This window comes from Cellulosilyticum sp. WCF-2, from assembly GCF_003990395.1.
In the GTDB taxonomy this organism is placed as follows: Bacteria; Bacillota; Clostridia; order Lachnospirales; family Cellulosilyticaceae; genus Cellulosilyticum; species Cellulosilyticum lentocellum.
Genome location: NZ_CP034675.1, coordinates 3,321,937 through 3,347,612 on the forward strand (window position 1 = coordinate 3,321,937; position 25,676 = coordinate 3,347,612).

General features: G+C 34.3%; 17 protein-coding genes. 3 read left to right on the forward strand and 14 right to left on the reverse strand.

Going from position 1 to position 25,676, the window contains the following annotated elements; all coding sequences use genetic code 11:
- Nucleotides 1-38 precede the first annotated feature (38 nt).
- The 6 genes from purB to EKH84_RS14965 all read right to left on the reverse strand — a co-directional run bounded on the left by purB (nucleotide 39) and on the right by EKH84_RS14965 (nucleotide 7,007).
- Complete coding sequence (gene purB / locus EKH84_RS14940) at nucleotides 39-1,469, reverse strand: adenylosuccinate lyase (RefSeq protein WP_127066904.1); 1,431 nt, start codon at nucleotides 1,467-1,469, stop codon at nucleotides 39-41.
- Between the two features lie 171 nt (nucleotides 1,470-1,640).
- The gene (rny, locus tag EKH84_RS14945) at nucleotides 1,641-3,227 is read right to left on the reverse strand and encodes a ribonuclease Y (protein WP_013657465.1); all 1,587 of its coding nucleotides are present in this window, start codon (nucleotides 3,225-3,227) and stop codon (nucleotides 1,641-1,643) included.
- A 168-nt stretch (nucleotides 3,228-3,395) separates the two neighbouring features.
- A complete protein-coding gene (gene recA / locus EKH84_RS14950; protein ID WP_127066905.1) occupies nucleotides 3,396-4,457 on the reverse strand; it encodes a recombinase RecA in 1,062 nt (353 codons plus the stop codon).
- 77 nt (nucleotides 4,458-4,534) lie between these two features.
- Complete coding sequence (locus tag EKH84_RS14955; protein ID WP_127066906.1) at nucleotides 4,535-5,764, reverse strand: competence/damage-inducible protein A; 1,230 nt, start codon at nucleotides 5,762-5,764, stop codon at nucleotides 4,535-4,537.
- A gap of 109 nt (nucleotides 5,765-5,873) precedes the next feature.
- Entirely contained in the window at nucleotides 5,874-6,221 is a 348-nt protein-coding gene (locus EKH84_RS22350; protein WP_013657469.1) for a YHS domain-containing protein, read from the reverse strand.
- Between the two features lie 141 nt (nucleotides 6,222-6,362).
- Nucleotides 6,363-7,007 carry a YesL family protein gene (locus EKH84_RS14965; RefSeq protein WP_013657470.1) on the reverse strand — a complete coding sequence of 215 codons (645 nt, stop codon included), beginning with the start codon at nucleotides 7,005-7,007 and terminating at the stop codon, nucleotides 6,363-6,365.
- A gap of 282 nt (nucleotides 7,008-7,289) precedes the next feature.
- On the opposite strand from EKH84_RS14965, the gene EKH84_RS14970 reads away from it, so the two are divergent.
- Complete coding sequence (locus EKH84_RS14970; RefSeq protein WP_013657471.1) at nucleotides 7,290-8,498, forward strand: argininosuccinate synthase; 1,209 nt, start codon at nucleotides 7,290-7,292, stop codon at nucleotides 8,496-8,498.
- Nucleotides 8,499-8,608: 110 nt separating this feature from the next.
- Nucleotides 8,609-9,979, forward strand: a complete 1,371-nt coding sequence (gene argH, locus EKH84_RS14975; protein WP_127066907.1) for an argininosuccinate lyase — start codon at nucleotides 8,609-8,611, stop codon at nucleotides 9,977-9,979.
- Between the two features lie 84 nt (nucleotides 9,980-10,063).
- On the opposite strand, the gene EKH84_RS14980 is transcribed toward argH, so the two are convergent.
- The 3 genes from EKH84_RS14980 to glgB form a co-directional block, all read right to left on the reverse strand.
- Entirely contained in the window at nucleotides 10,064-10,618 is a 555-nt protein-coding gene (locus EKH84_RS14980) for a hypothetical protein (RefSeq protein WP_127066908.1), read from the reverse strand.
- A gap of 55 nt (nucleotides 10,619-10,673) precedes the next feature.
- A complete protein-coding gene (locus EKH84_RS14985) occupies nucleotides 10,674-11,291 on the reverse strand; it encodes a hypothetical protein (RefSeq protein ID WP_127066909.1) in 618 nt (205 codons plus the stop codon).
- Nucleotides 11,292-11,435: 144 nt separating this feature from the next.
- On the reverse strand, nucleotides 11,436-14,009 hold the full coding sequence (gene glgB, locus EKH84_RS14990) for a 1,4-alpha-glucan branching protein GlgB (protein WP_127066910.1): 2,574 nt from the start codon (nucleotides 14,007-14,009) through the stop codon (nucleotides 11,436-11,438).
- Between the two features lie 147 nt (nucleotides 14,010-14,156).
- On the opposite strand from glgB, the gene EKH84_RS14995 reads away from it, so the two are divergent.
- Nucleotides 14,157-15,554, forward strand: a complete 1,398-nt coding sequence (locus EKH84_RS14995; RefSeq protein ID WP_127066911.1) for a hypothetical protein — start codon at nucleotides 14,157-14,159, stop codon at nucleotides 15,552-15,554.
- A gap of 78 nt (nucleotides 15,555-15,632) precedes the next feature.
- Here the strand turns inward: EKH84_RS14995 and EKH84_RS15000 are convergent, their stop codons facing one another.
- The 5 genes from EKH84_RS15000 to hisF form a co-directional block, all read right to left on the reverse strand.
- A complete protein-coding gene (locus tag EKH84_RS15000) occupies nucleotides 15,633-18,440 on the reverse strand; it encodes a calcium-translocating P-type ATPase, PMCA-type (protein ID WP_127066912.1) in 2,808 nt (935 codons plus the stop codon).
- Between the two features lie 134 nt (nucleotides 18,441-18,574).
- Complete coding sequence (locus EKH84_RS15005) at nucleotides 18,575-22,795, reverse strand: 2-hydroxyacyl-CoA dehydratase (protein ID WP_127066913.1); 4,221 nt, start codon at nucleotides 22,793-22,795, stop codon at nucleotides 18,575-18,577.
- Nucleotides 22,796-23,047: 252 nt separating this feature from the next.
- Nucleotides 23,048-24,043 carry an asparaginase gene (locus EKH84_RS15010; RefSeq protein ID WP_127066914.1) on the reverse strand — a complete coding sequence of 332 codons (996 nt, stop codon included), beginning with the start codon at nucleotides 24,041-24,043 and terminating at the stop codon, nucleotides 23,048-23,050.
- 183 nt (nucleotides 24,044-24,226) lie between these two features.
- On the reverse strand, nucleotides 24,227-24,880 hold the full coding sequence (gene hisIE, locus EKH84_RS15015; protein ID WP_127066915.1) for a bifunctional phosphoribosyl-AMP cyclohydrolase/phosphoribosyl-ATP diphosphatase HisIE: 654 nt from the start codon (nucleotides 24,878-24,880) through the stop codon (nucleotides 24,227-24,229).
- A 30-nt stretch (nucleotides 24,881-24,910) separates the two neighbouring features.
- A complete protein-coding gene (hisF, locus tag EKH84_RS15020; RefSeq protein WP_127066916.1) occupies nucleotides 24,911-25,672 on the reverse strand; it encodes an imidazole glycerol phosphate synthase subunit HisF in 762 nt (253 codons plus the stop codon).
- Nucleotides 25,673-25,676: the final 4 nt, after the last annotated feature.

The following is a 25,676-nucleotide window of genomic DNA, read 5'->3' on the forward strand; positions in this document are numbered from 1 at the left end:
CATAAAGAGATGAGCTTAATAAACTCATCTCTTTATGTTTATACACGTACATGACCTTCTGCACCTAATAAAGCTTTATTTTCTTCTAATATAGGCTTAATCACTTCATTAATAAAATCTACAACTTGCATTGCTGCACAGCCAATGAAGTTTTCTGGTTTCAATATAGCTTTCAACTCTGACTCTGACATCTTGAAAGTATCATCCTTTAAAATGCGTTCAATTAAATCATTACTTTTCCCATTCTGCTTAACCTCTGCTGCTGCCTCCATAGATAAAACGCGAATACGTTCATGAAGTTCTTGACGATCTCCTCCACGTTTTACACCCTCCATCAAAATAACCTCAGTTGCCATAAATGGTAATTCATCATTAATATGTTTCTCGATTACTTTTGGATAAACCACTAATCCATCTGCTACATTCATGTAGATCTCTAATATCGCATCTACTGCTAAAAACGCTTCAGAAACAGCAATTCTCTTATTTGCACTATCATCAAGTGTTCTTTCAAACCACTGCGTTGAAGCTGTAATAGCTGGATTTAATGTATCACATATAACATAACGTGCTAACGAAGAAATACGTTCTGTACGCATCGGATTACGTTTATACGCCATAGCTGATGATCCTATTTGATTCTTTTCAAAAGGCTCTTCTATTTCTTTAAGGTGTTGAAGTATTCTAATATCATTACTAAATTTATAAGCAGATTGAGCCACTTGGCTTAATACATTTAACACAAGTGAATCAAACTTTCTAGTATAAGTTTGTCCTGTTACTGGATAAACAGAAGTATAACCTAGCTTTTCAGCAACTGTTTGATCTAATAATTTAACCTTTTCATAGTCTCCATCAAACAAATTTAAGAAAGTAGCTTGAGTACCTGTAGTACCTTTAGCACCCCTAAGTCTTCTTTGTTCGAGTAAATGATTAATTTCTTCTAAATCTAGCCATAAATCTTGCAGCCATAAAGTTGCTCTTTTTCCCACTGTCGTAAGCTGAGCAGGTTGTAAATGTGTAAATCCTAAAGTAGGCAAATCTTTGTAATCTATCGCAAATTTTGCTAATTTGTCCATGACATTAACAACTTTTTTCTTAATCACTTCAAGCGCTTCATACATAATGATTAAATCAGTATTATCCCCAACATAACAGCTAGTAGCACCCAAGTGTATAATTGGCATCGCCAAAGTAGCTTGTTCTCCATAGGCGTGTACATGAGCCATGACATCATGACGTACTTTCTTTTCCCATTCTTCTGCTACTTCATAATTAATATCTTCACTAAATTTCTTAAGTTCTTCGACCTGCTCCTTTGTCACATTTAAGCCAAGCTCATGTTCAGTTTCAGCTAAAGTAACCCATAACTTTCTCCAAGTTTTAAATTTCTTTTCCTCGGAAAATAAGTAAAGCATTTCCTTACTTGCATATCTACCCTCTAATGGACTTTTATATGAATTTCTCATGTGTATTTCCTTTCATGATTAATTTATTATCTTTATTATACGTATTATTACCTCAAATAGCAATGTATTATTCGAACGTTTAGTGATATATATAAGTTTTCGTTCGATTTAATACATAAATTTATCACTATTTTAACACATAAAAATAGCGATGCCAAGCATCGCTATTTACTATTTAGCATATTCAGTTGCACGAGTTTCACGAATGATACTTACTTTAATTTGACCTGGATATTCCAAATCATTTTCAATACGTTTAGTAACGTCTCTCGCAAGAAGTATTAGACCATTATCATCTACTTCCTCTGGCGTTACCATAATTCTTACTTCTCTACCTGCTTGAATAGCATAAGATTTTTCAACACCTTTAAAGGAAGTTGCAATTTCCTCAAGTTTCTGTAAACGTTTAATATAAGTTTCTAAGGTTTCACGTCGTGCCCCTGGTCTTGCCGCTGAAATCGTGTCTGCAGCTTGTACAATAACAGCAATTGCTGTTTCTGGATCTACATCTCCATGATGTGCTTCTACAGCATTAATAACAGTTGCATTTTCTCCATACTTACGGCATAAATTAACACCTATACTTACATGAGAACCCTCTACTTCATAATCTACAGATTTACCAATGTCATGAAGTAATCCTGCTCTTTTAGCTAAACGTACATCTAATCCAAGCTCACTAGCCATTAATCCCGCCAAATTAGAAACCTCTATTGAATGACGTAATACATTTTGACCGTAGCTTGTTCTAAATTTCATTTTACCTAATAAACGAATAAGCTCTGGATGTAAGCCATGTACACCCGTTTCAAAAGTAGCAGCTTCTCCTTCTTCTCGAATAAGTACTTCTACTTCTTTTTTAGCTTTTTCAACCATTTCTTCAATACGAGCTGGATGAATTCGTCCATCCACAATTAACTTTTCTAAGGCAATACGCGCTACTTCACGGCGTATTGGGTCAAAGCCCGATAAGATAACTGCCTCAGGTGTATCATCTATAATGAGATCTATACCAGTAAGTGTCTCTAATGTTCTAATATTTCTTCCCTCACGCCCAATGATACGGCCCTTCATTTCATCATTTGGTAATGGTACAACAGATACCGTTGTATCTACTACATGATCTACAGCGCACTTTTGGATAGCATTAGTGATAATTTCTTTTGCTTTTTTATCTGCTTCCAATTTAGTTTTTGCTTCTATCTCTTTAATCATTATAGCAGATTCATGTCTTACATCTTCTTCAATGGTTCTTAAAAGATATTGTTTTGCTTCTGTTAAGGTCAAACCTGAAATACGTTCAAGTTCTTCTAACTGTTTTTGGTGTAAAGCTTCCGCTTCTTCCCTCGTCTTATCAGCTTTATCAATTTTTCTTTGTAATTGTTCTTCTTTTTGTTCAAGTGTTACTGTTTTTCTATCAATATTCTCTTCTTTATGGAGTAATCTTTTCTCCATTTGTTGCAATTCATTTCTTCTTTCGCGTACTTCTTTATCTAATTCATTTTTGACACGAATGTTTTCTTCTTTTGCTTCTAATAATACTTCTCTTTTTTTAGCTTCCCCTGCTTTGATAGCGTCATCTATAATTTTTCTTGATTTTTCTTCTGCTGTTCCAATTTGTGCTTCCGCTATGTGTTTTCTATAAGAAGCGCCACTAAAAAAGGCTATTATTCCAACAATAATGATGACTACAATAATTCCTATTATTAAGCCTATTTGTTCTATATCTACCACCTCCCAAGTATTATCAATGTGCAAATAACATCATAATTGTATAACTTTTTAAAAATGCTGTCAAGCATTACCTATTGAAAATACGGTGTTTTTATCACTTTTCATATATATTTATACATAAAATTTAAATTCTTTAATTTAAGTCAAAAAATCAAAAAGGTAGCTATACGCTACCTTTCGATTTTTACTATTTTATTCCTCTTCATCCACCATTAAAATTTTATCATTCATTTCGTCTTTTGTTTCATGAGCAGTTTCATCTAGCGCACTAATCCCATAATGACTTCTTACTTTATTTTCTATCTCAAGTAAAAGTTCAGGATGCTCTTTGATATAAATTTTAGCATTCTCTCTTCCTTGGCCTAAACGTAAATCGCCGTAAGAGTACCATGCACCGCTTTTATTAACAATATCGATATTAGTTGCTAAATCAAGTACATCTCCTTCTTTTGAAATCCCCTCACCGTACATAATATCAAATTCAGCTTGTTGGAAAGGTGGTGCTACTTTATTTTTTACAACTTTAACACGTGTACGACTTCCAATAAACTCATTACTTTGTTTTAAAGTTTCAATCTTACGAACATCTAGACGAATAGATGCGTAAAATTTAAGCGCACGGCCACCAGTAGTTGTTTCATTACTACCAAACATAACACCAACTTTTTCACGAAGTTGGTTGATGAAAATGACAGTACATTTTGATTTATTAATAACACCTGTTAATTTTCTTAGTGCTTGAGACATTAATCTTGCTTGTAAGCCCATATGAGAATCACCCATATCACCTTCTATTTCAGCTCTTGGAACCAACGCAGCAACAGAGTCTACTACAATAATATCAATTGCTCCAGAACGCACCATAGTTTCTGCAATTTCAAGAGCTTGTTCACCATTATCCGGTTGTGAAATATAAAGTTCATCAATATTAACGCCTAACTTAGCTGCATAAGATGGGTCTAAAGCATGTTCCGCATCAATAAACGCCGCAATTCCACCTTGTTTCTGGACTTCGGCAATCATATGCAAAGTAACAGTTGTTTTACCTGAAGATTCTGGGCCATAAACCTCCACAATTCTTCCTTTTGGCAGGCCACCTACTCCAAGTGCAATATCTAAGCTCAGAGAACCTGTTGGGAAGGTATGCACATTTGTATCTGTCGCTTCTCCCAATTTCATAATAGAACCTTTACCAAATTGTTTTTGTATTTGCGAAATGGCTGCATCTAATGCCTTTTTTGATTCATCATTCATTCTTATCACCTCATTATATATCGAACATTTGTTCTGTAATCATTATACCTAAACTTTGTCTTGATAGCAAGGAAAATTTACTTAAAAAGTTTATAAAGTTGAAATAAGATATTTTTAACTGTTTTTTCTCTTATCGTTCTCCTTGATCCTTTTAAATGCAATTCATATACATCTGTTTTTGCTTCTGTAGCAATACCTATATAAACTAATCCCACTGGCTTTTCTGGGGTTCCACCGTCAGGACCTGCAATACCAGTGGTAGATAAACCTATATCAGCTCCACTACACTTTCTAACACCTTCTGCCATTTCCCTAGCTGTTTGGTAACTAACGGCGCCAACAGATTGAAGCGTCGCCTCCTTTACATCTACATACTTCATTTTAGCTGTATTACTATAAGTAACAATACCTTCATTAAAGCAAGCCGATACACCACCACAATTAATCAATGTTCCTGCTAACAGCCCTCCTGTACAAGACTCTACTGTAGCTATGGTTTTTTTATTTTTTAACAAGAATCTTACGATAATTTCTTCAAGTCTGTCTTTATTATATCCGATTATAAAACCCCCTAAACGTTCCTCCACTTCTTTTTTCTTTTGTTGAAGCTGTTCTTTTGCCTTCTCTAAATTTCCACTTTGTATATTGATACGTACGATGATCTCATATTCTCCTACATAAGTAGCTATACTTCCCCACTCAAATTCACCAAGCATACCTTGCAACTGGGTAGCTACTTCACTTTCTCCTAGACCAAATAATTTAATATCTAATGTTTCATTATAAAATGCTCTCTTTTGCTTTAAATAAGGTATAACTTCATTTTCTAGCATAGGTTGCATCTCATATGGTGGACCTGGAAGTAATATAATAATAGCTTCATTATATTCAATAATACATCCGGGTGCAGTTCCATAATTATTTTTTAAAATATAAGCTTCTTCTGGAAAAGCTGCTTGCTTTTCATTAATACTAGGCATTATTTGATTCATTTCTTTGAAGTAAGCCTTTATTTCTTCTAATACATTCACTCTTATGCAAAGAGGTAGGCCTAATGCTTCGCAAACTGCCTCTTTTGTTAAATCATCTTTTGTTGGCCCCAATCCACCAGTCACAATAATATACTTACTCCGCACTATTGCCGTATTAATAGCCTCTTTAATAGCCGCTGCCTGGTCTCTTACTGCTGTATGATAATCTGGTATTATCCCTATGGTTTGAAGTTGTTTAGCAATATAACTAGCATTTGTATTTATTGTATATCCTTTAACAACCTCATCACCTACAGCAATTATTTCTGCATTCATAGCAATCCCTACCTTATCATTTTTTATTTATTATATCACGTTCTTTGGTCCGTTTAAATGAAGATTACCTACAATGCTTACTCTCTACTAAATAGCAAAAGAAGGTACACTATATACCTTCTTTTTGTTTTAAAAATTGTTCTCTACATTCCCATGAACAGAAAAAATATTCTTTTCCTTGTTTCACAATGCGATAAGCCTGTGACTTTTCTATTTCTTTATGACAAATTGGATCTATAACCAACTCTTCTTTAAGGAGCTGCGTAGCTTGATCTTTTTGCATTTGATTTTTTTCAATAATTTTAATTTCACCATTTACAATAGTAATCCCCTCAACATTTGGATTATCCTTGTATTTTTTAACTACCTTTCTTACTTTTAATATATAGCGTGTTAAATTAAATAAGCTTACAAGACCTATTACTAAAATCATATTTAATATAAAATCAATAACCATTTCTTCACCTCTTTTTCTATAAATATAGTATAGCTTACTTATATGAAAATAATTTAAACATCTTTCTATAAAAATAGACTATATTTGCCTCACTATCTGAAAGCAAATATAGTCTATTTTTATATCACCTTATATTTTATTTTATGCCTCAGTCGATGGCGTCTCTTCATCCGATGTAATATAATGTGAAAACAAATTTTGCATCAAGAAGGATTGTCCTAATATAATAAGTCCTGGTGCCACTACAATTAAAAATGGGAATCTTAAAATAAGAACAACTGCTAAACCATATAAAGCTGTATTAAGTAAAGTAGTTAATAAATGTTTATGTGTCATAACAAATGAGGTTTTACAAAGCACTCTGGTTTTCATATCAAATCTTGAAAGTACCGCCCATAAATAAGTACTGTAATTTAAAAACTCAAAAACAATAAGGATTGCTAAAGGAATCACAAACTTTAACATACTGGAATGTTCTGGATTAAGTATACCATCAATAACTAAAATACCATAAAGTATACAACTTGTAGCTGCCACTACATACACTATCGTTAAAGGAATACTTTGTTTAAAGTTTTGCTTAAAGCTCTTAAAAAAATCTGCAACTACATAAGTTTGTTCTTTTCTTACCTTTTTGCCTAATACATAAAAAACAGCTGTTGTTGAAGCTCCTATTGTAATAATGCCACATGAACAAATCCACCACAACAGCGATAAAATAATCACATCTGCTACTTCATTCATCCAAGCCCATATAGGGGCATCTAAATCAAAAAAACCTGACATGCTATTATGTCCTCCTTGAATAAATATTTAGTTATTCTTATTATACTATAGATCATCCTTTTTTTCTATACTCTCTATATTAGTCTACTAATGTGTTATTCTTATAAATTATTTTATTATTCTCATCTAATTTACACCATTTCTCTGTTTGTTTTCCTAAAACTATTATATAATATAAAACAATAATATATTTTTTTATAAAAACTCTTGAAATAAGTTTTTATAAATGTATAATTATACATATATTCTAATATATATAGAATCATTAAAGGGGGATTAACCATGAAAGAAAAAGTTGTTTTAGCCTATTCAGGTGGTTTAGATACTTCAGTTATCATTCCATGGCTTAAAGAAAATTACGATTATGATGTTATTGCTGTATGTATAAATGTAGGTCAAGATGCTGAATTAGAAGGCCTTGAAGAAAGAGCACTTTCAATGGGTGTAAGTAAGGTTTATGTTGAGAACGTAAAAGATGAGTTTATGAGAGAATATGTATTTCCTATGATTCAATCTGGTGCTATTTATGAATCTAAATATTACCTTGGTACTTCTATTGCTCGTGCTGTTATTGCTAAAACTCTCGTTAATGTTGCCCTTAAAGAAGGGGCTGTAGCTATTTGCCATGGTTGTACAGGTAAAGGTAATGACCAAATTCGTTTCGAATTAGGTATTGCTGCACTTGCACCTCATTTAAAAGTAATTGCGCCTTGGCGTATTTGGGATATTTCTTCTCGTGAAGAAGAAATCGAATACCTTGAAAAACGTGGCTTGCCTGTTCCGATGAAAAAGGAAGATAGTTATAGCCGTGACCGTAACATGTGGCATATTTCTCACGAAGGTCTTGAATTAGAGGATCCATGGAATGCACCAAACTATGAAACACTTCTTAAATTAGGCGTATCTCCTGAACAAGCACCTGATAAAGCAACTACTATTACCTTAACCTTTAACCAAGGTATTCCAACTCATTTAAACGGAGAAGCTATGGAACCATCTGCACTTCTTGAAAAATTAAATGAGTTAGGTGGTGCTAATGGTATTGGTATCGAAGACATTGTAGAAAACCGTGTTGTAGGTATGAAATCTCGTGGTGTTTATGAAACTCCTGGTGGTACTATTCTTTATAAAGCTCATGAGGAATTAGAACACCTTACATTAGATCGTGAAACCTATCGTTATAAACAAGAAATTGCTCTTGAATTTGCTGATTTAATTTATAATGGTAAATGGTTTACACCTCTTCGTGAAGCACTTCAGGCTTTTGTTACGAGTACACAGCAGGTTGTAACAGGAGAAGTTAAGTTAAAACTCTATAAAGGTAATGTTATTCCACAAGGCTCTTCTTCTCCATTTTCTCTTTATAGCGAGGCACTTGCTAGCTTCACTACTGGTGACCTTTATAATCATAAAGATGCTGATGGATTTATCAGACTTTATGGCTTACCACTTCGTGTACGTGCCCTTAAAGCTGCTGAAAATCACAAATAATTAATCTATATCTAACAAGCCAAGGAGTGTTCAAAACTAATTATTTTCCTAGTTTTGTAACACTCTCTTGTTTTACCATTATTTAATTATTCAACTCAAGGAGGATTACTATGAAATTATGGGGTGGCAGATTTGCCAAAGAAACCGATCAACTTACTGATCACTTTAACTCTTCGATTTCTTTTGACCAAAGATTATATAAGCAAGATATTATCGGTAGTATTGCACATGTAGCTATGTTAGGTGCTCAAAATATTATTTCCATGGCAGAAAGCGATGCCATTATTAACGGATTAAATTCACTTTTAGAGGATATTGAAAAAGGTGACATTACTTTTAACGAAAAAATGGAAGATATTCATATGAACATCGAAGCTTTACTCATTAGCCGTATTGGTGATGTAGCTAAAAAAATGCATACTGGACGCAGTCGTAATGACCAAGTAGCACTTGATGTAAGACTCTACACTCGTGATGAGATTATCACTTTAAAAGTGATGCTTAAGGAATTAATGCAAACAGTCATTACACTAGCAAAAGAGCATACAAATACCATTATGCCGGGCTATACTCATTTACAGCGTGCACAACCTATTACTTTTGCTCATCACCTTATGGCTTACTTTGAAATGTTTAAACGTGATTTTAAACGTTTAGAATTCACTTATGAAAATACTAATTTTCTACCTTTAGGTAGTGGTGCCCTAGCTACTACTACTTATCCTTTAGATCGAGATGCAGTTGCTAAAAGCTTAGATTTTAATGGTATCTGCGAAAATAGTATAGATGGTGTTTCAGATCGTGATTTCTGTCTTGATTTACTTTATACACTTTCTACTTTAATGATGCACCTTAGCCGTTTTAGTGAAGAGATTATTTTATGGAGTAGCCATGAATTTCATTTCATTGAGCTAGATGATGCTTATAGTACAGGGAGCTCTATTATGCCTCAAAAGAAAAATCCAGATATAGCAGAATTAGTTCGCGGCAAAACAGGCCGTGTATATGGTAATCTAATGAGTTTATTAACGACTATGAAAGGACTTCCTCTTGCTTATAACAAAGATATGCAAGAGGATAAAGAACGCTTATTCGATAGTATTGATACACTTAAAATGTGCCTTCCTATTTTTACACAAATGATTAAAACCATGAGAGTTTGTAAAACTAATATGTACACTGCTGCTTCCGGAGGATTTACTAACGCTACTGATGCGGCCGACTATTTAGTTAAAAAAGGTCTCGCTTTTAGAGATGCACATGAAGTAATCGGTAAGCTTGTTCTGCATTGTGTTACTACACATACCACTTTGGAGGAACTTCCTCTTGAAACCTATCAAATGATCCACCCTATTTTTGATGAAGACATCTACGAGGCTATTTCTCTAAAGACTTGCGTCAATGAACGTCAAGTAAAAGGGGGACCAAGTGAAAAAGCGGTTACAGCTCATATAAAAAGCGCCACTGATTGGTTGCAATAATTTTACATGAGATCTTTTAGATCTTTTAATAGTTCTTTTGAATAACAATATAGCGTGCTATCTTCTTAGTGATAGCACGCTATATTATTTTAAAATTGGAATAGGATTATCTAATATTTGTTTAAAAATAAAATAATTAAAAATTTCAGCTTTAAAAACCTCCATGGTTCTTATAAAACGTTGCATCGAGTGGTCAGTTAATGAAACCTCTAATTGCCATTGTTCATAATAAGCTTCAGCCATTTCTTTGCTACTCATTTCATATAAATTCTTTAAAAATGCGTAATTATATTCATACCCATGCATGACCTCCAGCTCTTCTTCAATAGTTGTAGCCAGTTCTACATATAGTTCTTGACCCACTAACCATAGCTTACTAAAAAACTGCCACACAGCTGTAGGTGGAATAATAATAATAGTAGCCTGTGAATACGCATAGAATGTATTCCTATAGACTCTATTCAAATCAATAATAGCATAATCTATAGGCTCATGAGATACTGTTAGCAACTCATATAATTCATCTTGCTTACTCACTTGCTTTTGACATTTTAAAATCCACTTTAAATTTCTATATTCATAAAAATAAAAACATCTTGAATGTGTATGATTCGCTATTCCTTGACATACTAATTGCATAGTCACCCTTCCTTTTTATTGAAAGTGTAGACTACTTTACTATTTTTTAAACATTTTATTCTTGCATAGGTACATATTCAAAATACATCACCTTATCTATCTGTAAATTATAAGCAACTGCATAAGCTAGATTTCCCGCTTTCATACTTAACATCTTAAGCTCTGGTGTCTTCTCATCTGATTGAATAGCATCTACTGTAATAGGTATATCTTCAGCTACTAATCCCTTGTCCTTTAGAAATGCTTCACAACGAGCTTGTACTTCTTCATCTGTCAATTCTAAAACTGGCGCTTCTGTTACATACTGATAAATCATTCCTCTTATCTCTTTAGTAGCTTCCTCCATAATAATCCCGTAGAACTCCAAATCACCTTCTACTTTATTTTCTGATTCATCTTTAGCTGTTAATGATAGTATATTTTCTAAGCCACTATCTTCTTTAGCACGATTACGCACTGCTCCTTTTGCCCAATCTTCTGTTTCGCTTACTTCAATGTCAAAATACTTCTTAAGTGCTGCTTGTGCACTAGTATCTAATTCATTAATAAGCGTCGTATCAGTAATAGCCTCTTCTACATAGCTACTTTTAGGCATTATAAATTGTATGATAAACATCCCAGCTAAAAGTAGGGCAATGATTACAAAAATTAAAGTTCTTAGTCTCTTATTCATATGGTCCTCCACTATGTTTATGATTAATCTCTTTATTAGTATACACTAAAAATATGCAGGTTTTATAAAAATCTAACTTCCTTTTCACAAAAAAGACAAGTATGCGTTTCTTTGCGTACTTGTCTCCTAATCATAGATACTTCTTTACTTTTTAGCTTTACTTACATTTTTCTTTGTTTTACCAGCTGTTTTCTTTTCTTCTGTACTTACTAAAGGAGAAGCCTTTTCTTTGACGATTATTTCCTCCGTCTTATTAGAAGCTTGCTGCTTTACTTTTGTTTCTGTTTCCTTACTTTTTGTTACTTTAGTTTTTGTTTCTTTAGACTTAGTTTCTTTGGCTTTTGCATCTTTAGCCTTTGTTTCTTTAGTCTTTGGTAGCACTACTGCTTTTTCTATTTCTTTGTCCTTCTTTGATTTAATTGTTTTTCTAGCCGGTATTGCATTTGCGACTACTTCTGTAGCTCCCTCTTTCATATCTTTATCTGTAGCTGATTTCACTGATTTAGTATTCTTCTTTACTGATTTTTTCTTTGCCTTAAATACCATCATACTAAGTGGCGGTATAGTGATTTCTATACTATAGGGTCTACCATGCCATCCTGTTTCTGTAGCTTTTACCACGCCATTAAGCGCGTTACTACCACCATAAAGTGCTGCATCACTACTTAATAGTTCCTCGTAATTTGCCAGTGTAGGTACCCCTATTCGATAGTCTGTATAACTTGCTGTTTTAAAGTTAATAACCACTACAAGTTCTTCCCCTGTTTCTACATTTCTTCGTAGGAAAGAAATAATACTCTGTTCTCTATTTTCACAGTCGATCCATTCAAAATTCTCATAGCCATTGCCAGTTTCCCATAAAGCCTTCTCAGATGTATATAGCTTATTAAGTGCTTTCACCCACGCTGAAATGCCTTGATGTTCTTTATCATTTAATAAATCCCAATCTAAAGCAACCGCTTCATTCCATTCTTTAGTTTGTGCAAATTCGTCTCCCATAAATAACATCTTTTTCCCAGGATGTGCATACATATAACCATATGCCACTCTTAAGTGAGCAAATTTTTCAAGCCTTTCTCCTGGCATCTTATAAATCATAGACGCTTTACCATGAACAACTTCATCGTGCGATAAGACTTGAATAAAATTTTCACTAAAAGCATACATCAAACTAAAGGTAATCTTGCCATGTTCTCTTGTACGATCAGCTGGAGGCGTCTTCATGTAACTCAAAAAGTCATTCATCCATCCCATATTCCACTTAAATCCAAAGCCAAGTCCACCTTCAGATACTGCATACGATACTTTTGGCCAAGCTGTAGATTCCTCTGCAATCATCATAATACCTGGTACTTTTGAATAAGCTACCTCATTGAGCTGCTTTAAAAAAGCAATAGCTTCTAAATTTTCCTTGCCTCCATATTGATTTGGAATAAAATCCCCTTCTCTTCCATAATCTAAATATAACATCGAAGCAACAGCATCTACTCGAAGTCCATCTATATGATAACGTTCTAACCAAGAAAGAGCACTGCCAATTAAAAAGAGTGACACTTGTGGTTTTCCATAATCAAAAATAAGTGTTCCCCAGTGTGGATGCCATGCCTCTTTCTCATTTGCTTTTTCATATAGGGCTTCACCATCAAATTTTTCTAAGGCAAATGCATCTTTTGGAAAGTGTGCTGGTACCCAATCTAATAAAACACCAATATTATTCTTGTGCATCGTTTCTACAAAGTATCTAAAATCATCTGGTGAACCGTACCTACTGGTTGGCGCAAAATAGCCTGTTACTTGGTATCCCCATGACCCATCAAAAGGATGTTCTACAATTCCCATTAATTCAACATGTGTATAACCCATTTCTTTCACATAACGAGCAAGTTCATCTGCTGCTTCACGATAGGTATAGAATTCTCCATTATCGTGTTTCTTCCATGAACCAATATGTACTTCGTAAATGGATATCGCTTCTTTATAAGGTGCTTTTTTAGTCCTAGCATTCATCCATTTCGTATCTTTCCACTTATATTTTCTCATATCATAAACAACCGCTGCATTATTAGGTCTAACTTCATAATAATTGGCATAAGGATCTGTTTTATATAATAGTTCCCCTGTTTTAGTACGCAGTTCAAATTTATAAAAATCCCCTTCAGCAAGCCCTGGAACAAAAAGTTCCCAAATACCTTGATTGGCAATCTGTCTCATTGGATGTCTTCTACCATCCCAATTATTAAAATCTCCTATCACACTGACACGCTTAGCATGAGGTGCCCATAATGCAAATCTAACCCCCTCTACGCCATTCACTTTTATAAAATGTGCGCCCAGTTTATCATAAACCTGATAGTCTTTTCCTATTCCAAATAAATAAAGATCATCTTCAGTAAAAGTAGAATCAAATTGATAAGGATCTATATAACTCCATGTGTGCCCCTCATCATCTTCACATATGAGTTTATATAAAAATTTTTCTTGCTTATCTTCTATAACGCCTTCAAAAAGTCCCTGATACCCCTTAAAGTAAAGCGGATATTTTTTCTCATCCTTTAAATCTACTACTACTATTTGTTTCGCCCCTGGGCAAAATACACGTATAATCTGTTTTTCTCCTTGATTAAGCAAATGTGGACCAAGTATACTATGTGGTGTAGCTAAGGTGCCTTGTTCTAATAACTCAAATTGTTTTTCCATTAATAAATTATCATTTCCCATCTTCTCACCTCTTTATTTGATTTTAATATATTTTTAAAAATTTTTCAATCTTTCAAGCCAGTTTCTTACATCAATTACAGATACAAGCTTGTCTTATTTCATAAAATTGTATATCCTAATGATACAGATTAAGAAAGGAGTCTTATAATGCACCAACATAACGACCAATTATTTACAGTTATTTCCTATTCCTATAGTGAATATATTCAAGCACAAATAGATTTACTCAATAATTCTTTGTACTTTTCGACTATTTATTTTGATGAAGAGACTTTTCATCTTCAAGAAAGCTTAAAAGAAATTTTTCTTTCATTACCAACTCTGTTATCGGCAGGTTCTTCAAGTAAAGAAGCTTGTGCTACAGAGCTTTTAGATTATCGTGCTACTCTAGAACAAAAATTTCGCTGTTTAATTGCTTATCAAAGGGAACTTACTCATATCGTGACACTCAAACAACAAGCTTTTTCCTTAACTAAAGATTATTTGGAAGAATTAGGCCTTACCGATATTGACTCTACACAAATTGATTATGAAAAATTAGCATTAGATTGTACCCATTATGTTTTCAATGAAAATAAGGAAACTAGTATTCAAAAAAAGGCCAATGAACTTTTACCTTATATTCCAATTAAACTAACTAAAGATAATTATTTAGCTTATTGTAAAAAAAGCATCACGCATATTGCTATTCAAGATACACCTGAAGCAGCTAGTCACCTGGTTTCTATTTTAAAACAGCTTTTCGATGGTACAGATTGTCCTCAATATGGTCAACATTTTTCAGATCTTGTTGAATCCTTAGATAACCTTGCTATCTTAAATGATCTCACAGATTTATTTGAAGAAGCTAATTTATTAAACGAAACAATAGAAACCCTTATTGATATGCTTCATCATATGCATAAAACCATTTGTACCTTAAGTAATCTACTTTTATTTGATCAATTAGATTTTACTGACATTACTGATATGCATGTAAGTTTTTCTGACCTTTATTACTCTTTAAAATCTGTTTTTCTTAAAGAAAGCGAATCAGAAGTTCTTCTTCCTACACTTAAAGAGCGTTTAGAGAGTTTAACAAAAGAAATTAAACAAGAGATGCAAAAAGTAAGTACTACTGCTCAAGTAAATCCTTTCTTCAATTTAATGCAATCTTATCTCTCTATGTCTATTGATCAGATTTTTGGATTTACTACCGTAAAGAAATCTAATTATAGTACTGACGTATCTATGATTATTGAAGTGTTCATAAATGACCTTCGTTCTAAGCTATTTGCACTTCCTACATTAGAGCGTAAATGCCGCATGCAGTATTTCATTAGTAATATACCTTTTGTAATGTCTCATGATAATTTTAACACTTATATTCAAAAAGCTTTTACCCATCTTAAAACACCTGAGCAAGGTGTTTTAACTGCCATGCAATTAAGTAGTATTCTTGAGCAAGCAGGTTATTTCCCTGCCATTAAAGAACAACCTATTATCGAAGAAGATTTAGAAGATGATGATGCTGCTACACGCTTCCTAGCAGAGCATGGTGAATGATACTAGTTCATATCAAATTAACTTCATGTAAAAATGGCTAAAATTCCTTTTGGGATACTTTAGCCATTTTATTTTTAACTAAGAAAGTCCTTTTCGACTTCTCATACCGACTTTTTTAACCTGCTTGACTGCACTTTTAGCCGATCGTTTTAACATTCTAAGTGCTTGTTTTATAAGTTCATTGACAATAACAACGAGTGCACCACAACCAATGATTTTTAACCACATTTCTTTAGATAACGGAATAGCATTAAAAAATGCACCACAATATTGAATCATTACAATCTGCAGCACCGCTGTTAGTAATATAATTTGTAAAGCTAATTGGTTCTTAAATAAATTAGGAAAAATACTACCTGTTCCAAATTCTCTACAGTTAAATGCATTAAATAACACACTAAATGCAAATAAACTAAATAGAACAGTCTGAACTTCACTAGCATTACCATTTACAATGCTTTGTGCACCTAAAAAGTTATATCTTATTTGCAAGAAAAGAAGGGCTGTAATAAAGGTACTATTAATGATAATCGTTCGTAGCATAAATCGATTAATAATGGGGGCTTCTCTTTTAATAGGTCGTCTTTTCATAACCGCGCTTCTAATAGGCTCAAGCCCTAATGCCAATGCCGGAGGTCCATCCATAATAATATTAATCCATAAAAGATGAATGGTCGTAAAAGGCATATCATACCCCATGATTTGACTTATAATAGCAATAAGAAAGGCAATAATATTTACCGTTAGCTGAAATTGAATAAAGCGTTGAAAATTATTGTAGATACCTCTTCCCCACTTGATAGCCTCTACAATCGTACTAAAGCTATCATCTGTTAAAATAATATCTGCTGCATTTTTACTGACTTCTGTACCAGCAATGCCCATTGCAATACCCACATCCGCTTTAGTTAAAGCTGGGGCATCATTAATCCCATCTCCTGTTACAGCTACAACCTCTCCATTTTTTTGAAGTGCCTGTACAATACGCATTTTGGTATCTGGCTTAGATCTAGCTACAATGGCAATATGTCGTATTTCTTTTTCTAAATCCTTATCACTTAAGGCATCAATATAACTTGCTTCTACAGCTTTTTTGCCATGTCCTACTAATCCGATTTCTTCGCCTATGGCAATAGCAGTCTGCAAATTATCACCTGTTAACATTTTTGTTTCAATCCCTGCACCTGCTGCTGTTTCTATTGCTTCCTTCACGCCTGGTCTAAGAGGATCCTGAATGCCTACAAAGCCCTCAAATACTAATGTTTCTTTCCATTCTTCTCGCCCAAGCACATTATAACTCGTTGCCATACGATGACCTGCAAAAGCTAAAACACGCATAGCCTGTACTTGTAATGCCTCAATTTCTTTTAAAATCTGCTTCTTACGTTCATTCGTTAATGGTTTAAGCTGTCCTTCTGTTTTTTCAAAACCACATTGATTTAATATAATTTCAGGTGCACCCTTTGAAAAAATTTCATAATTATTTTCTTCTTTTGCTATGGTAAGCATATATTTATTTTGTGAGTTAAATGGAACTTGCTTGACAACCTCACTTCCTAGTCTCGTACGTGCATAATCATACTGCTCACATAAAAGTAGTAAAGCGCACTCTGTAGCGCTTCCTATGTATTTCACTTCTTTTCCATGCACCTGTAAGTCTGCCGTACTATTAATCATACAGTTTCTTACAAAATCTGGATAACGCTTTAATTCAACCTCATTTTTAAAGCTTCCTTCCAAATACAGCTTAGCCACTTTCATTTTATTTTGAGTTAATGTTCCTGTTTTATCACTGCAAATCACACTCACTGAACCAATTGTCTCACACGCTTCTTTTTTTCTTACCAATACATTAATTTTAGCCATTTGTTTCATGGTAATGGCTAAGGTAATATTAATCATAGTCGGTAGTCCTTCAGGTACTGCTGCTACAATTAATGCGACACATACCACAAATGCTGTTTTCATCTCTGGAAAACTGCTCACAAGTGGACTAAGCGAACTTAAAAACTGATGGGTACTGCTAAAATCTAAAGCTAATTTACACCCCTCAATAATTTGAACAATCATATAAACAAATAACATACCTGCTACTGCGGTAGAGACTTTTGAAATGGACTGAGCTAAATGATCCATTTTAATTTCTAGAGGTGTACTTTCTTCTTTGCTTCCTAATGCTTTTGCAATATATCCCATTTCTGTTTCATCACCTGTAGCTATAACAATCATCTTGGCTTGTCCTGAAGCAATTAGCGTCCCTCCAAAAAGCATATTATACTGTTTTGCTGGAATAGGATCTTGATAAATCGTTTTACCTTGTAGTGTTAATTCTTCTTGCTTAATAACGCCTAACTTCTTCTTAACATCATCAGACTCGCCTGTAAGCATGTCTTCCCTTACCTTTAAATCATTACACGATATAAGTCTACCATCGGCAGGAACTTGATCTCCTGCTTCTAAAAAGATAATATCTCCAGGAATGATTTCACTTTTATGTATGAGTATTTTTTCTCCTGAACGTAGCACCTTAACCTGTATATCTTCTGTCATGCGATTAAGGGCTTCTGCTGCTTTTTTAGATCTACTTTCAGTTAATAAGCCTATCGTAGTGCTTAAAAGTACTGCAAAACAAATGCCTATGGCATCATGATATTCTTTAATCAAAAGGCTAATGGCTGCAGCAATAAGTAAGATAACAATGAGTTGCTGAGTAAGTGTCTCTTTTATTTCTTGAAGTAAACTTTTCTCCTTCGCTTTAGTAAAAAGGTTAGGGCCATACATCTCTAATCGCTTTTCTGCTTCTTTCGGGGATAACCCCTGACTAGAATCTACATGGTGCTCTTTATAAATGTGCTCTATATCTTGGTTATAATACTTGTTCTCCATTGTTTCCTCCCTATCTCATCATCAAGTCTTTATTATCATATATATACAAGCTTGTTTTATAATATGACTAAGAGCGAGGAGTTTATTAAAAATACAAAAAACAGACCTGTTATCCAAGGTCTGTTCTATGTAAGTTATACTTTTGAAAGATTTTTAAAAGCAGTTGCCATCATTAACTTAATGCGATTAAGTTGATTGACATGAGAAGCTCCTGGATCATAATCTACTGTTACCACATTGGATAATGGATAAACACGTCTCAGTTCTTTTACCATCCCTTTTCCTGTTACATGATTAGGTAGGCAACCAAAAGGTTGCATACACACCACATTATTAGCACCATCTTCTATTAAACTAATAATTTCCCCTGTTAAAAACCAACCTTCCCCCATTTGATGTCCAAGAGACATCACTTTACTAGCAATCTGTGCTAAATGTTCTATACTATGGGGAGCAGTAAATCGCTGACTCTTCTCTAGTGCTTTTACTATAGGTTTTCGGTTATGATCCAAATAGTACATAAGCGCCTCTGCCCCTATTAATCCCTGGATAGGCTTACTCAGTTCATGATATTTAAATTTACTATTGTACGCACAATAATAGAAGAAATCTAAAAGATCTGGCATGACGGCTTCTCCACCTTCTGCTTCGATGGTTTCCACCACTTCATTATTAGCATAAGGATGGAACTTAACTAAAATCTCTCCTACTAAACCAACTCTTGGTTTCTTTACATCCGTCAAAGGCAATGTATCAAATTCATGAATTAATTGCTCAACATTCTTCTTAAAGTGTTGCTGGTTACCCGTAGCTACATTTTCTTTTCCTATACGACACCATTTTTCATACAAGGCATTAGCAGAGCCTGGTACAGCTTCATATGGCCTTACGCGATATAAAACACGCATGAGTAAATCGCCATATAAGATGCCCATAACAGCTTTATTAGCAAGTCCCAAAGTCAATTTAACACCAGGATGAGCCTCTAAACCTTGTGCACTCAAAGAAATAACGGGTACATAGCTTAGTCCACTATCCTTTAAAGCCTTTCTTAAGAAACTAATGTAGTTAGAAGCGCGACATCCACCACCTGTTTGCGTAATAATAAGGGAAGTATGATGTGGGTCTACTGCACCACTTTTGAGTGCTCTTAGCATCTGACCAATAACAATGATTGCAGGATAGCAGGCATCATTATTAACATATTTAAGACCCTCTTCTACATCTTGTGGACACACTTTTTCTAATACTTTAACCTGATACCCACTACTATTAAAGGCAGCTTCTAAAAACTGAAACTGTATGGGTGCCATTTGTGGTACCAGAATAGTATGGTCTTTTCTCATTTCTTTAGTAAAAATAATCCTTTCATCACTAACAGGGATGATTACCTTCTCTGCTAGCTTTTTACGTTCAGCAATTGCAGCTTTTAAAGAACGTATACGAATTTTAATAGCTCCTAAATTAGCACCTTCATCAATTTTAATAAGTGTATAGATTTTACCTGAGCCCTCTAAAATTTCTTGAACTTGATCAGCTGTTACTGCATCTAATCCACAGCCGAAAGAAGTCACTTGCATAAGCTCTAAATCATCTCTAGTACATACAAAATGCGCTGCTCTATAAAGGCGATTATGATAGGCCCATTGATCTAATACACGAATAGGTCTCTCTATTTCAGCTAAATGTGCTACTGAATCCTCTGTTAAAACAACTAATCCTTCTGCTGTAATGAGTTCTGTAAGGCCATGATTAATTTCCGGGTCTAAGTGATAAGGTCTCCCGCTTACTACTATTCCCTGTAGTCCTTTTTCCTTCATAAAAGCAAGTGTTTCATCACCTTTATCAGCTATATCCTTTCTAAAAGCTTCTTGCTCATCATAAGCTGCTTTTATAGCTGCTACCATTTCCTTTTTAGGAATCTCAAAACTTTCCATAGCTTTAGTCATTTGCTTAAGCACACCTTTAGGTGAATCTAAGTTTAAAAATGGATGCATGAATAATACATTGGCTTCTTTTAACTCATCCATATTATTTTTAATCACTTCTGGATAAGACGTTACTATTGGACAGTTATAATGGTTATCTGCTGTTTGGTCTTCTTTTTTCTCATAGGGAATACAAGGATAAAAGATAAATGAAACCCCTTGCTCAATTAAGTCTACAATATGCCCATGAGTTAATTTCCCAGGATAACAAACTGATTCTGATGGAATCGTTGAGATTCCTTTTTCATAAATCTTTTTACTTGACCTAGATGAAAGTTGTACTTTAAACCCAAGCTTAGTAAAGAAGGTATGCCAAAATGGATAATTTTCATATAAATTAAGCACACGTGGCAAACCTACAGTTCCTCTTGTTGCCATCTCCGTACTTAATGACTCATAAGCAAATAAGCGCTCATATTTATAGTTAAATAAATTAGGCAACTCTTTTTTGCTTGTTACATGACCTAATGGTTTTTCGCAACGATTACCATAAATAAATTTTCTACCATCATTTAACGTATTGACTGTAAGAAGACATTTATTTTCACACCCTTTACAGCGTGTAGGCGTTTTCTTTATTTCTAAATGAAGTAATGCTTCTTTATTTAAAAGCTGATGAGGTGCTTCTGACTTTCTTTCTTTTGCTAGAAGTGCTGCACCATAAGCGCCCATTAATCCACAGATATCAGGCCTTACAACCTCACGTCCTAAGGTTAATTCCATCGCTCTTAATACGGCCTCATTATAGAATGTCCCTCCTTGTACAACCACATCACCTTGTATATCTTCAGCTGTACGTAACTTAATTACCTTATATAAAGCATTCTTAATAACAGAATAAGAAAGGCCTGCCGAAATATCGCCGATTGCTGCGCCTTCTTTTTGCGCTTCTTTTACTTTAGAATTCATAAATACTGTACAACGTGTACCAAGATCTACTGGTTTGTTCGCTAATAATGCTTTTTCACTAAAATCTTCAACACTAATCCCTAAGGAAGTACTTAACATTTCAATAAATGAGCCACAACCAGAAGAACAAGCCTCATTTAAAATAACAGATTGTACAACACCATCTCTAATCTTAATGCACTTCATATCTTGTCCACCAATATCTAAGATGAAACTAACTTGATTAGAAAATGCTTTAGCACCTCTATAATGGGCAATGGTCTCTACTTCTCCATGAGTAACTTTAAAAGTATTTTGAATAAGTGCCTCCCCATATCCTGTCACACAGGAAGACTCAATATGTACTTGTTCTGGTAAGCTATCGTATAAAACCATTAATTGTTCTTTAACTAATTTAAGTGGATCTCCTTTATTACTACCATAAAAAGAATATAAAAGCTCATTATCTGACCCAATCAGTGCTATCTTCGTTGTAGTAGAGCCTGCATCTATTCCTAAAAAAGCTTCTCCTTTATAGGATGAAAGGTCTCCTTTTTTCACTTGCCACTTTTGGTGTCTCTCTCTAAAGGCTATAATCTCTTGTTCTGATTTAAAAAGAGGCTCTATCGTTTGCCTGATTCCTGTATCACTACTCATATGATGCAAGTCTTTTATAAGCATTTCTAAATCTATAGCCTCTTCTTTATTAGCAAGTAAAGCTGCACCTATAGCTACAAAAAGCTCTGGTTTCTCAGGCACAACAACTTCATCCTCTGTGAGTTTTAGTGTTTCAACGAAACGTTTTCTAAGCTCTGATAAAAAGTGTAATGGTCCACCTAAAAATGCCACTTTCCCTTTAATAGGCTTTCCACAAGCTAAAACACTAATGGTTTGATTAACAACAGCTTGAAAAATAGAAGTAGCAATATCTTCTTTGGCTACGCCTTCGTTGATAAGAGGTTGAACATCTGTCTTCGCAAAAACACCACACCTTGCAGCTATTGGGTAAATCACATGATAGGATTTTGCCATTTCATTGAGCCCCATAGCATCTGTTTCTAAAAGCGTAGCCATTTGATCAATAAAAGCACCTGTACCACCAGCACAACTACTATTCATACGCTGTTCTAAACTACTCTCAAAATAGGTAATCTTTCCATCTTCACCCCCTAATTCAATAGCTACATTAACATCTTCTATATAGGTTTCTACAGCTTTGGTACACGCAATAACTTCCTGTACAAATTTGAGTTTTAGAAGAGAAGCTATTTCCATAGCACCTGAACCTGTACTAACAATCTTTACCTGTACACTGCCTAAGGCTATAAAACTTTCTTTTAATAGCCTTTCTAATGTGGTTTTTACATCCGAAAAGTGCCTTTCATATTTAGAATAAACTATTTCATCTTGTTCATTTAAATAAACAAGCTTGATAGTTGTTGATCCAACATCTATCCCCAAATTTAGCTTTCTGTTCATATACTACTCCTTTTGTTCTTTAACTCTACTTATAATATATTCTCTATGTTTATCATTTCTTATTATATATCATTTTCAATAAATTACTAATACATTATTGAAATTTTAACACTATATTATTTGCTGATAAAATACAAAATTCGATTTTATTTCGAGCCATCTCCAAAAATAATGCGGCATAAATCCTATAAAATATAGAACTTATGCCGCATGATAGCCTCTTTTAAGATAACTTTGCTATTAACCTATCTATTACGAAAGAATATAATTCTTCTCTTTAAATAATTCACGAATTAAAGTAACATCTTGCGTTTTTGTTAAAGCCAACATCAACTTTAACCTCGCTTTTTGTCCCCTCATATCACTTCCCATAATAACACCCATATCAGAGAGTTCTTTGCCACCACCTTCGTAACCATAGCTTTCTAACACACGCCCTGACTGACATCTCGACACAATAACAACGATGACTCCTTTACTAATGGCATAACGTATACCTTCTAATACTTTAAGAGGTACATTTCCTCTTCCCATAGCTTCTATTACAATGCCTACTGCACCTAAATCCACGGCACTTCTCACAAGGCGATCATCCATATCTAATACGGTTTTAATAAGATCAACTCTTCTCTCCACACTATCTGTATCAATGTGTTGTCTAAAAGCTAAGTCTCTATATAAAATAAGGTCATTGGTATCAATAATTCCAAGTGGACCATAAGGTGATTGGAAAGTGTTGAGAGATAACGTATTGGTTTTAGTGACCTCTGCTGCTGAATTAACCTCGTTATTAAGCACAACTAATACCCCTAAATGACGTGCTTTTTCTGAAACTGCTGTACAAACAGCAGCGGCCAAATTACTGGAGCCGTCATAACCCAGTTCTGAGCTATTCCTCATGGCACCTACGACGACAATAGGTTTTTCATAATGGATTGTTAAATCTAAAAAGTAAGCTGTTTCTTCTAAGCTATCTGTACCATGAGTAACAATGACACCACTAATATCTTCTTCATCTAGCTTAGCTGTAATGAGCTTTTTCAGTTCTAATAGTTTATCAAAAGTCATATGAGGTCCTGGAATTTCACTAAAATTCACCACCTCAATATCTGCTAACTTATCAATATTGGAAACCATGGAAAGAATTTGCTCTCCAGATAAGGTAGGAATAGCCGCACCTATTTCCTCATCTACAGTCATTGAAATCGTTCCACCTGTAAAAAATATACATACTTTAGGCTTATTCATGATGTTCTCCTTATGTTTACACTTAGTTTTCCTTATTATACCATATATTAATCCTATCATTAAGCTTCATTCATTGCATCTTTAGGTCATTTTCTTGCTTTCTGCTCCAATAAGCATACTTTTACTATTCTTTGCATAAAAATAGGGTATGAAATTTCTATACATTTCATACCCTATTTCCTGTTATTTTCTTTGAGCTAATTCTACACTAACTTCTTCCCAAGTTAAGCCTTTTTGTGCCATCATAACTGTTAAATGATACATTAAATCTGCAATTTCAAAAGTGAGTTCTTTATTATCTTCATCTTTTGCTGCAATAATGACCTCTGTGCACTCTTCTCCCACTTTTTTTAGGATTTTATTAAGTCCTTTATCTAATAAGTAGTTGGTATAAGACCCTTCCTTGGGATGCTCTTTACGCTGCATAATGGTGCTATAAAGTTCTCCCAGCATAGAATCATCACTTTTTAAGGTAACTGCTTCACGCTCAGCTTCCACCACTTCTTCAGTTAGTTCTCTATAAAAGCAACTTGAGTTACCTGTGTGACAAGAAATACCTCCTGCTTGCTCAATTTGAAGTAAAAGGGTATCTCCATCACAATCAACACTGATTTGTTTTAAGTACTGATAGTGAGAAGAAGTTTCTCCTTTTAACCAAAGTGCCTGACGACTACGGCTAAAGTAATGTACCTTCCCTGTTTCTAGGGTTTTAAGCAAAGCTTCTTCATTCATATAAGCCATCATTCTCACCTTTTTGGAATGATAATCTTGTGCAATCACAGGTACTAAACCTTTTTCATCATATTTAACGGCTTTTAAAAGTTCTTCTTTATTCATGTCAACCTCCCATAATAGTCATACCATTTCTTATAATCTCACTGGTATGCCTTTCTCCTGCAAATAGTGTTTTAAGTCATTAATCTCTAATTCTTTAAAATGAAATAACGAAGCAGCTAAAGCTGCATCTGCTTTTCCTTCCTCAAAAGCTTCTAGAAAATGCGCCATGGTACCTGCCCCACCTGAAGCAATCACAGGAATTCCTACGGCTTCACTAATAGCCCTTGTTAAGTCTAAATCATATCCTGCTTTAGTGCCATCGCAATCCATACTGGTCAAAAGGATTTCTCCAGCCCCTCTTCTTTCTGCTTCTTTGGCCCATTCTACAGCATCAATGCCAGTTGGAATACGGCCGCCATGTATGTAAACCTCAAAGCCACTACCCCAATCCACTCTTTTGGCATCAATAGCTACTACAATACATTGATTGCCAAATCGTTCAGCTCCCTGATTAATTAAATCCGGATCCTTAATAGCCGCGGAATTCATAGAAATCTTATCTGCACCAGCATTTAAAATATTACGAATATCTTCTAAATTTCTAATACCTCCACCTACTGTCAGAGGAATAAAGACTTCCTCAGCTGTTCTTTCCACTACATCTAAAATAATATTTCTTTCATCAGAAGAAGCCGTTATATCTAGAAAAACAACTTCGTCTGCCCCTGCATCACTATAGGCCTTGGCTACCTTTACTGGATCACCTGCATCTATGAGATTGACAAAGTTAACACCTTTAACCACTCTTCCTGATTTTACATCAAGGCAAGGAATAATACGTTTACTTAGCATCTCT

Bases quoted from the DNA above. Each gene is read 5' to 3' on its own strand.
- purB (WP_127066904.1), bottom strand. From the start codon at position 1,469: ATGAGAAATTCATATAAAAGTCCATTAGAGGGTAGATATGCAAGTAAG.
- recA (WP_127066905.1), bottom strand. From the start codon at position 4,457: ATGAATGATGAATCAAAAAAGGCATTAGATGCAGCCATTTCGCAAATA.
- EKH84_RS14955 (WP_127066906.1), bottom strand. From the start codon at position 5,764: ATGAATGCAGAAATAATTGCTGTAGGTGATGAGGTTGTTAAAGGATAT.
- EKH84_RS22350 (WP_013657469.1), bottom strand. From the start codon at position 6,221: ATGGTTATTGATTTTATATTAAATATGATTTTAGTAATAGGTCTTGTA.
- EKH84_RS14965 (WP_013657470.1), bottom strand. From the start codon at position 7,007: ATGTCAGGTTTTTTTGATTTAGATGCCCCTATATGGGCTTGGATGAAT.
- EKH84_RS14970 (WP_013657471.1), top strand. From the start codon at position 7,290: ATGAAAGAAAAAGTTGTTTTAGCCTATTCAGGTGGTTTAGATACTTCA.
- argH (WP_127066907.1), top strand. From the start codon at position 8,609: ATGAAATTATGGGGTGGCAGATTTGCCAAAGAAACCGATCAACTTACT.
- EKH84_RS14980 (WP_127066908.1), bottom strand. From the start codon at position 10,618: ATGCAATTAGTATGTCAAGGAATAGCGAATCATACACATTCAAGATGT.
- EKH84_RS14985 (WP_127066909.1), bottom strand. From the start codon at position 11,291: ATGAATAAGAGACTAAGAACTTTAATTTTTGTAATCATTGCCCTACTT.
- glgB (WP_127066910.1), bottom strand. From the start codon at position 14,009: ATGGGAAATGATAATTTATTAATGGAAAAACAATTTGAGTTATTAGAA.
- EKH84_RS14995 (WP_127066911.1), top strand. From the start codon at position 14,157: ATGCACCAACATAACGACCAATTATTTACAGTTATTTCCTATTCCTAT.
- EKH84_RS15000 (WP_127066912.1), bottom strand. From the start codon at position 18,440: ATGGAGAACAAGTATTATAACCAAGATATAGAGCACATTTATAAAGAG.
- EKH84_RS15005 (WP_127066913.1), bottom strand. From the start codon at position 22,795: ATGAACAGAAAGCTAAATTTGGGGATAGATGTTGGATCAACAACTATC.
- EKH84_RS15010 (WP_127066914.1), bottom strand. From the start codon at position 24,043: ATGAATAAGCCTAAAGTATGTATATTTTTTACAGGTGGAACGATTTCA.
- hisIE (WP_127066915.1), bottom strand. From the start codon at position 24,880: ATGAATAAAGAAGAACTTTTAAAAGCCGTTAAATATGATGAAAAAGGT.
- hisF (WP_127066916.1), bottom strand. From the start codon at position 25,672: ATGCTAAGTAAACGTATTATTCCTTGCCTTGATGTAAAATCAGGAAGA.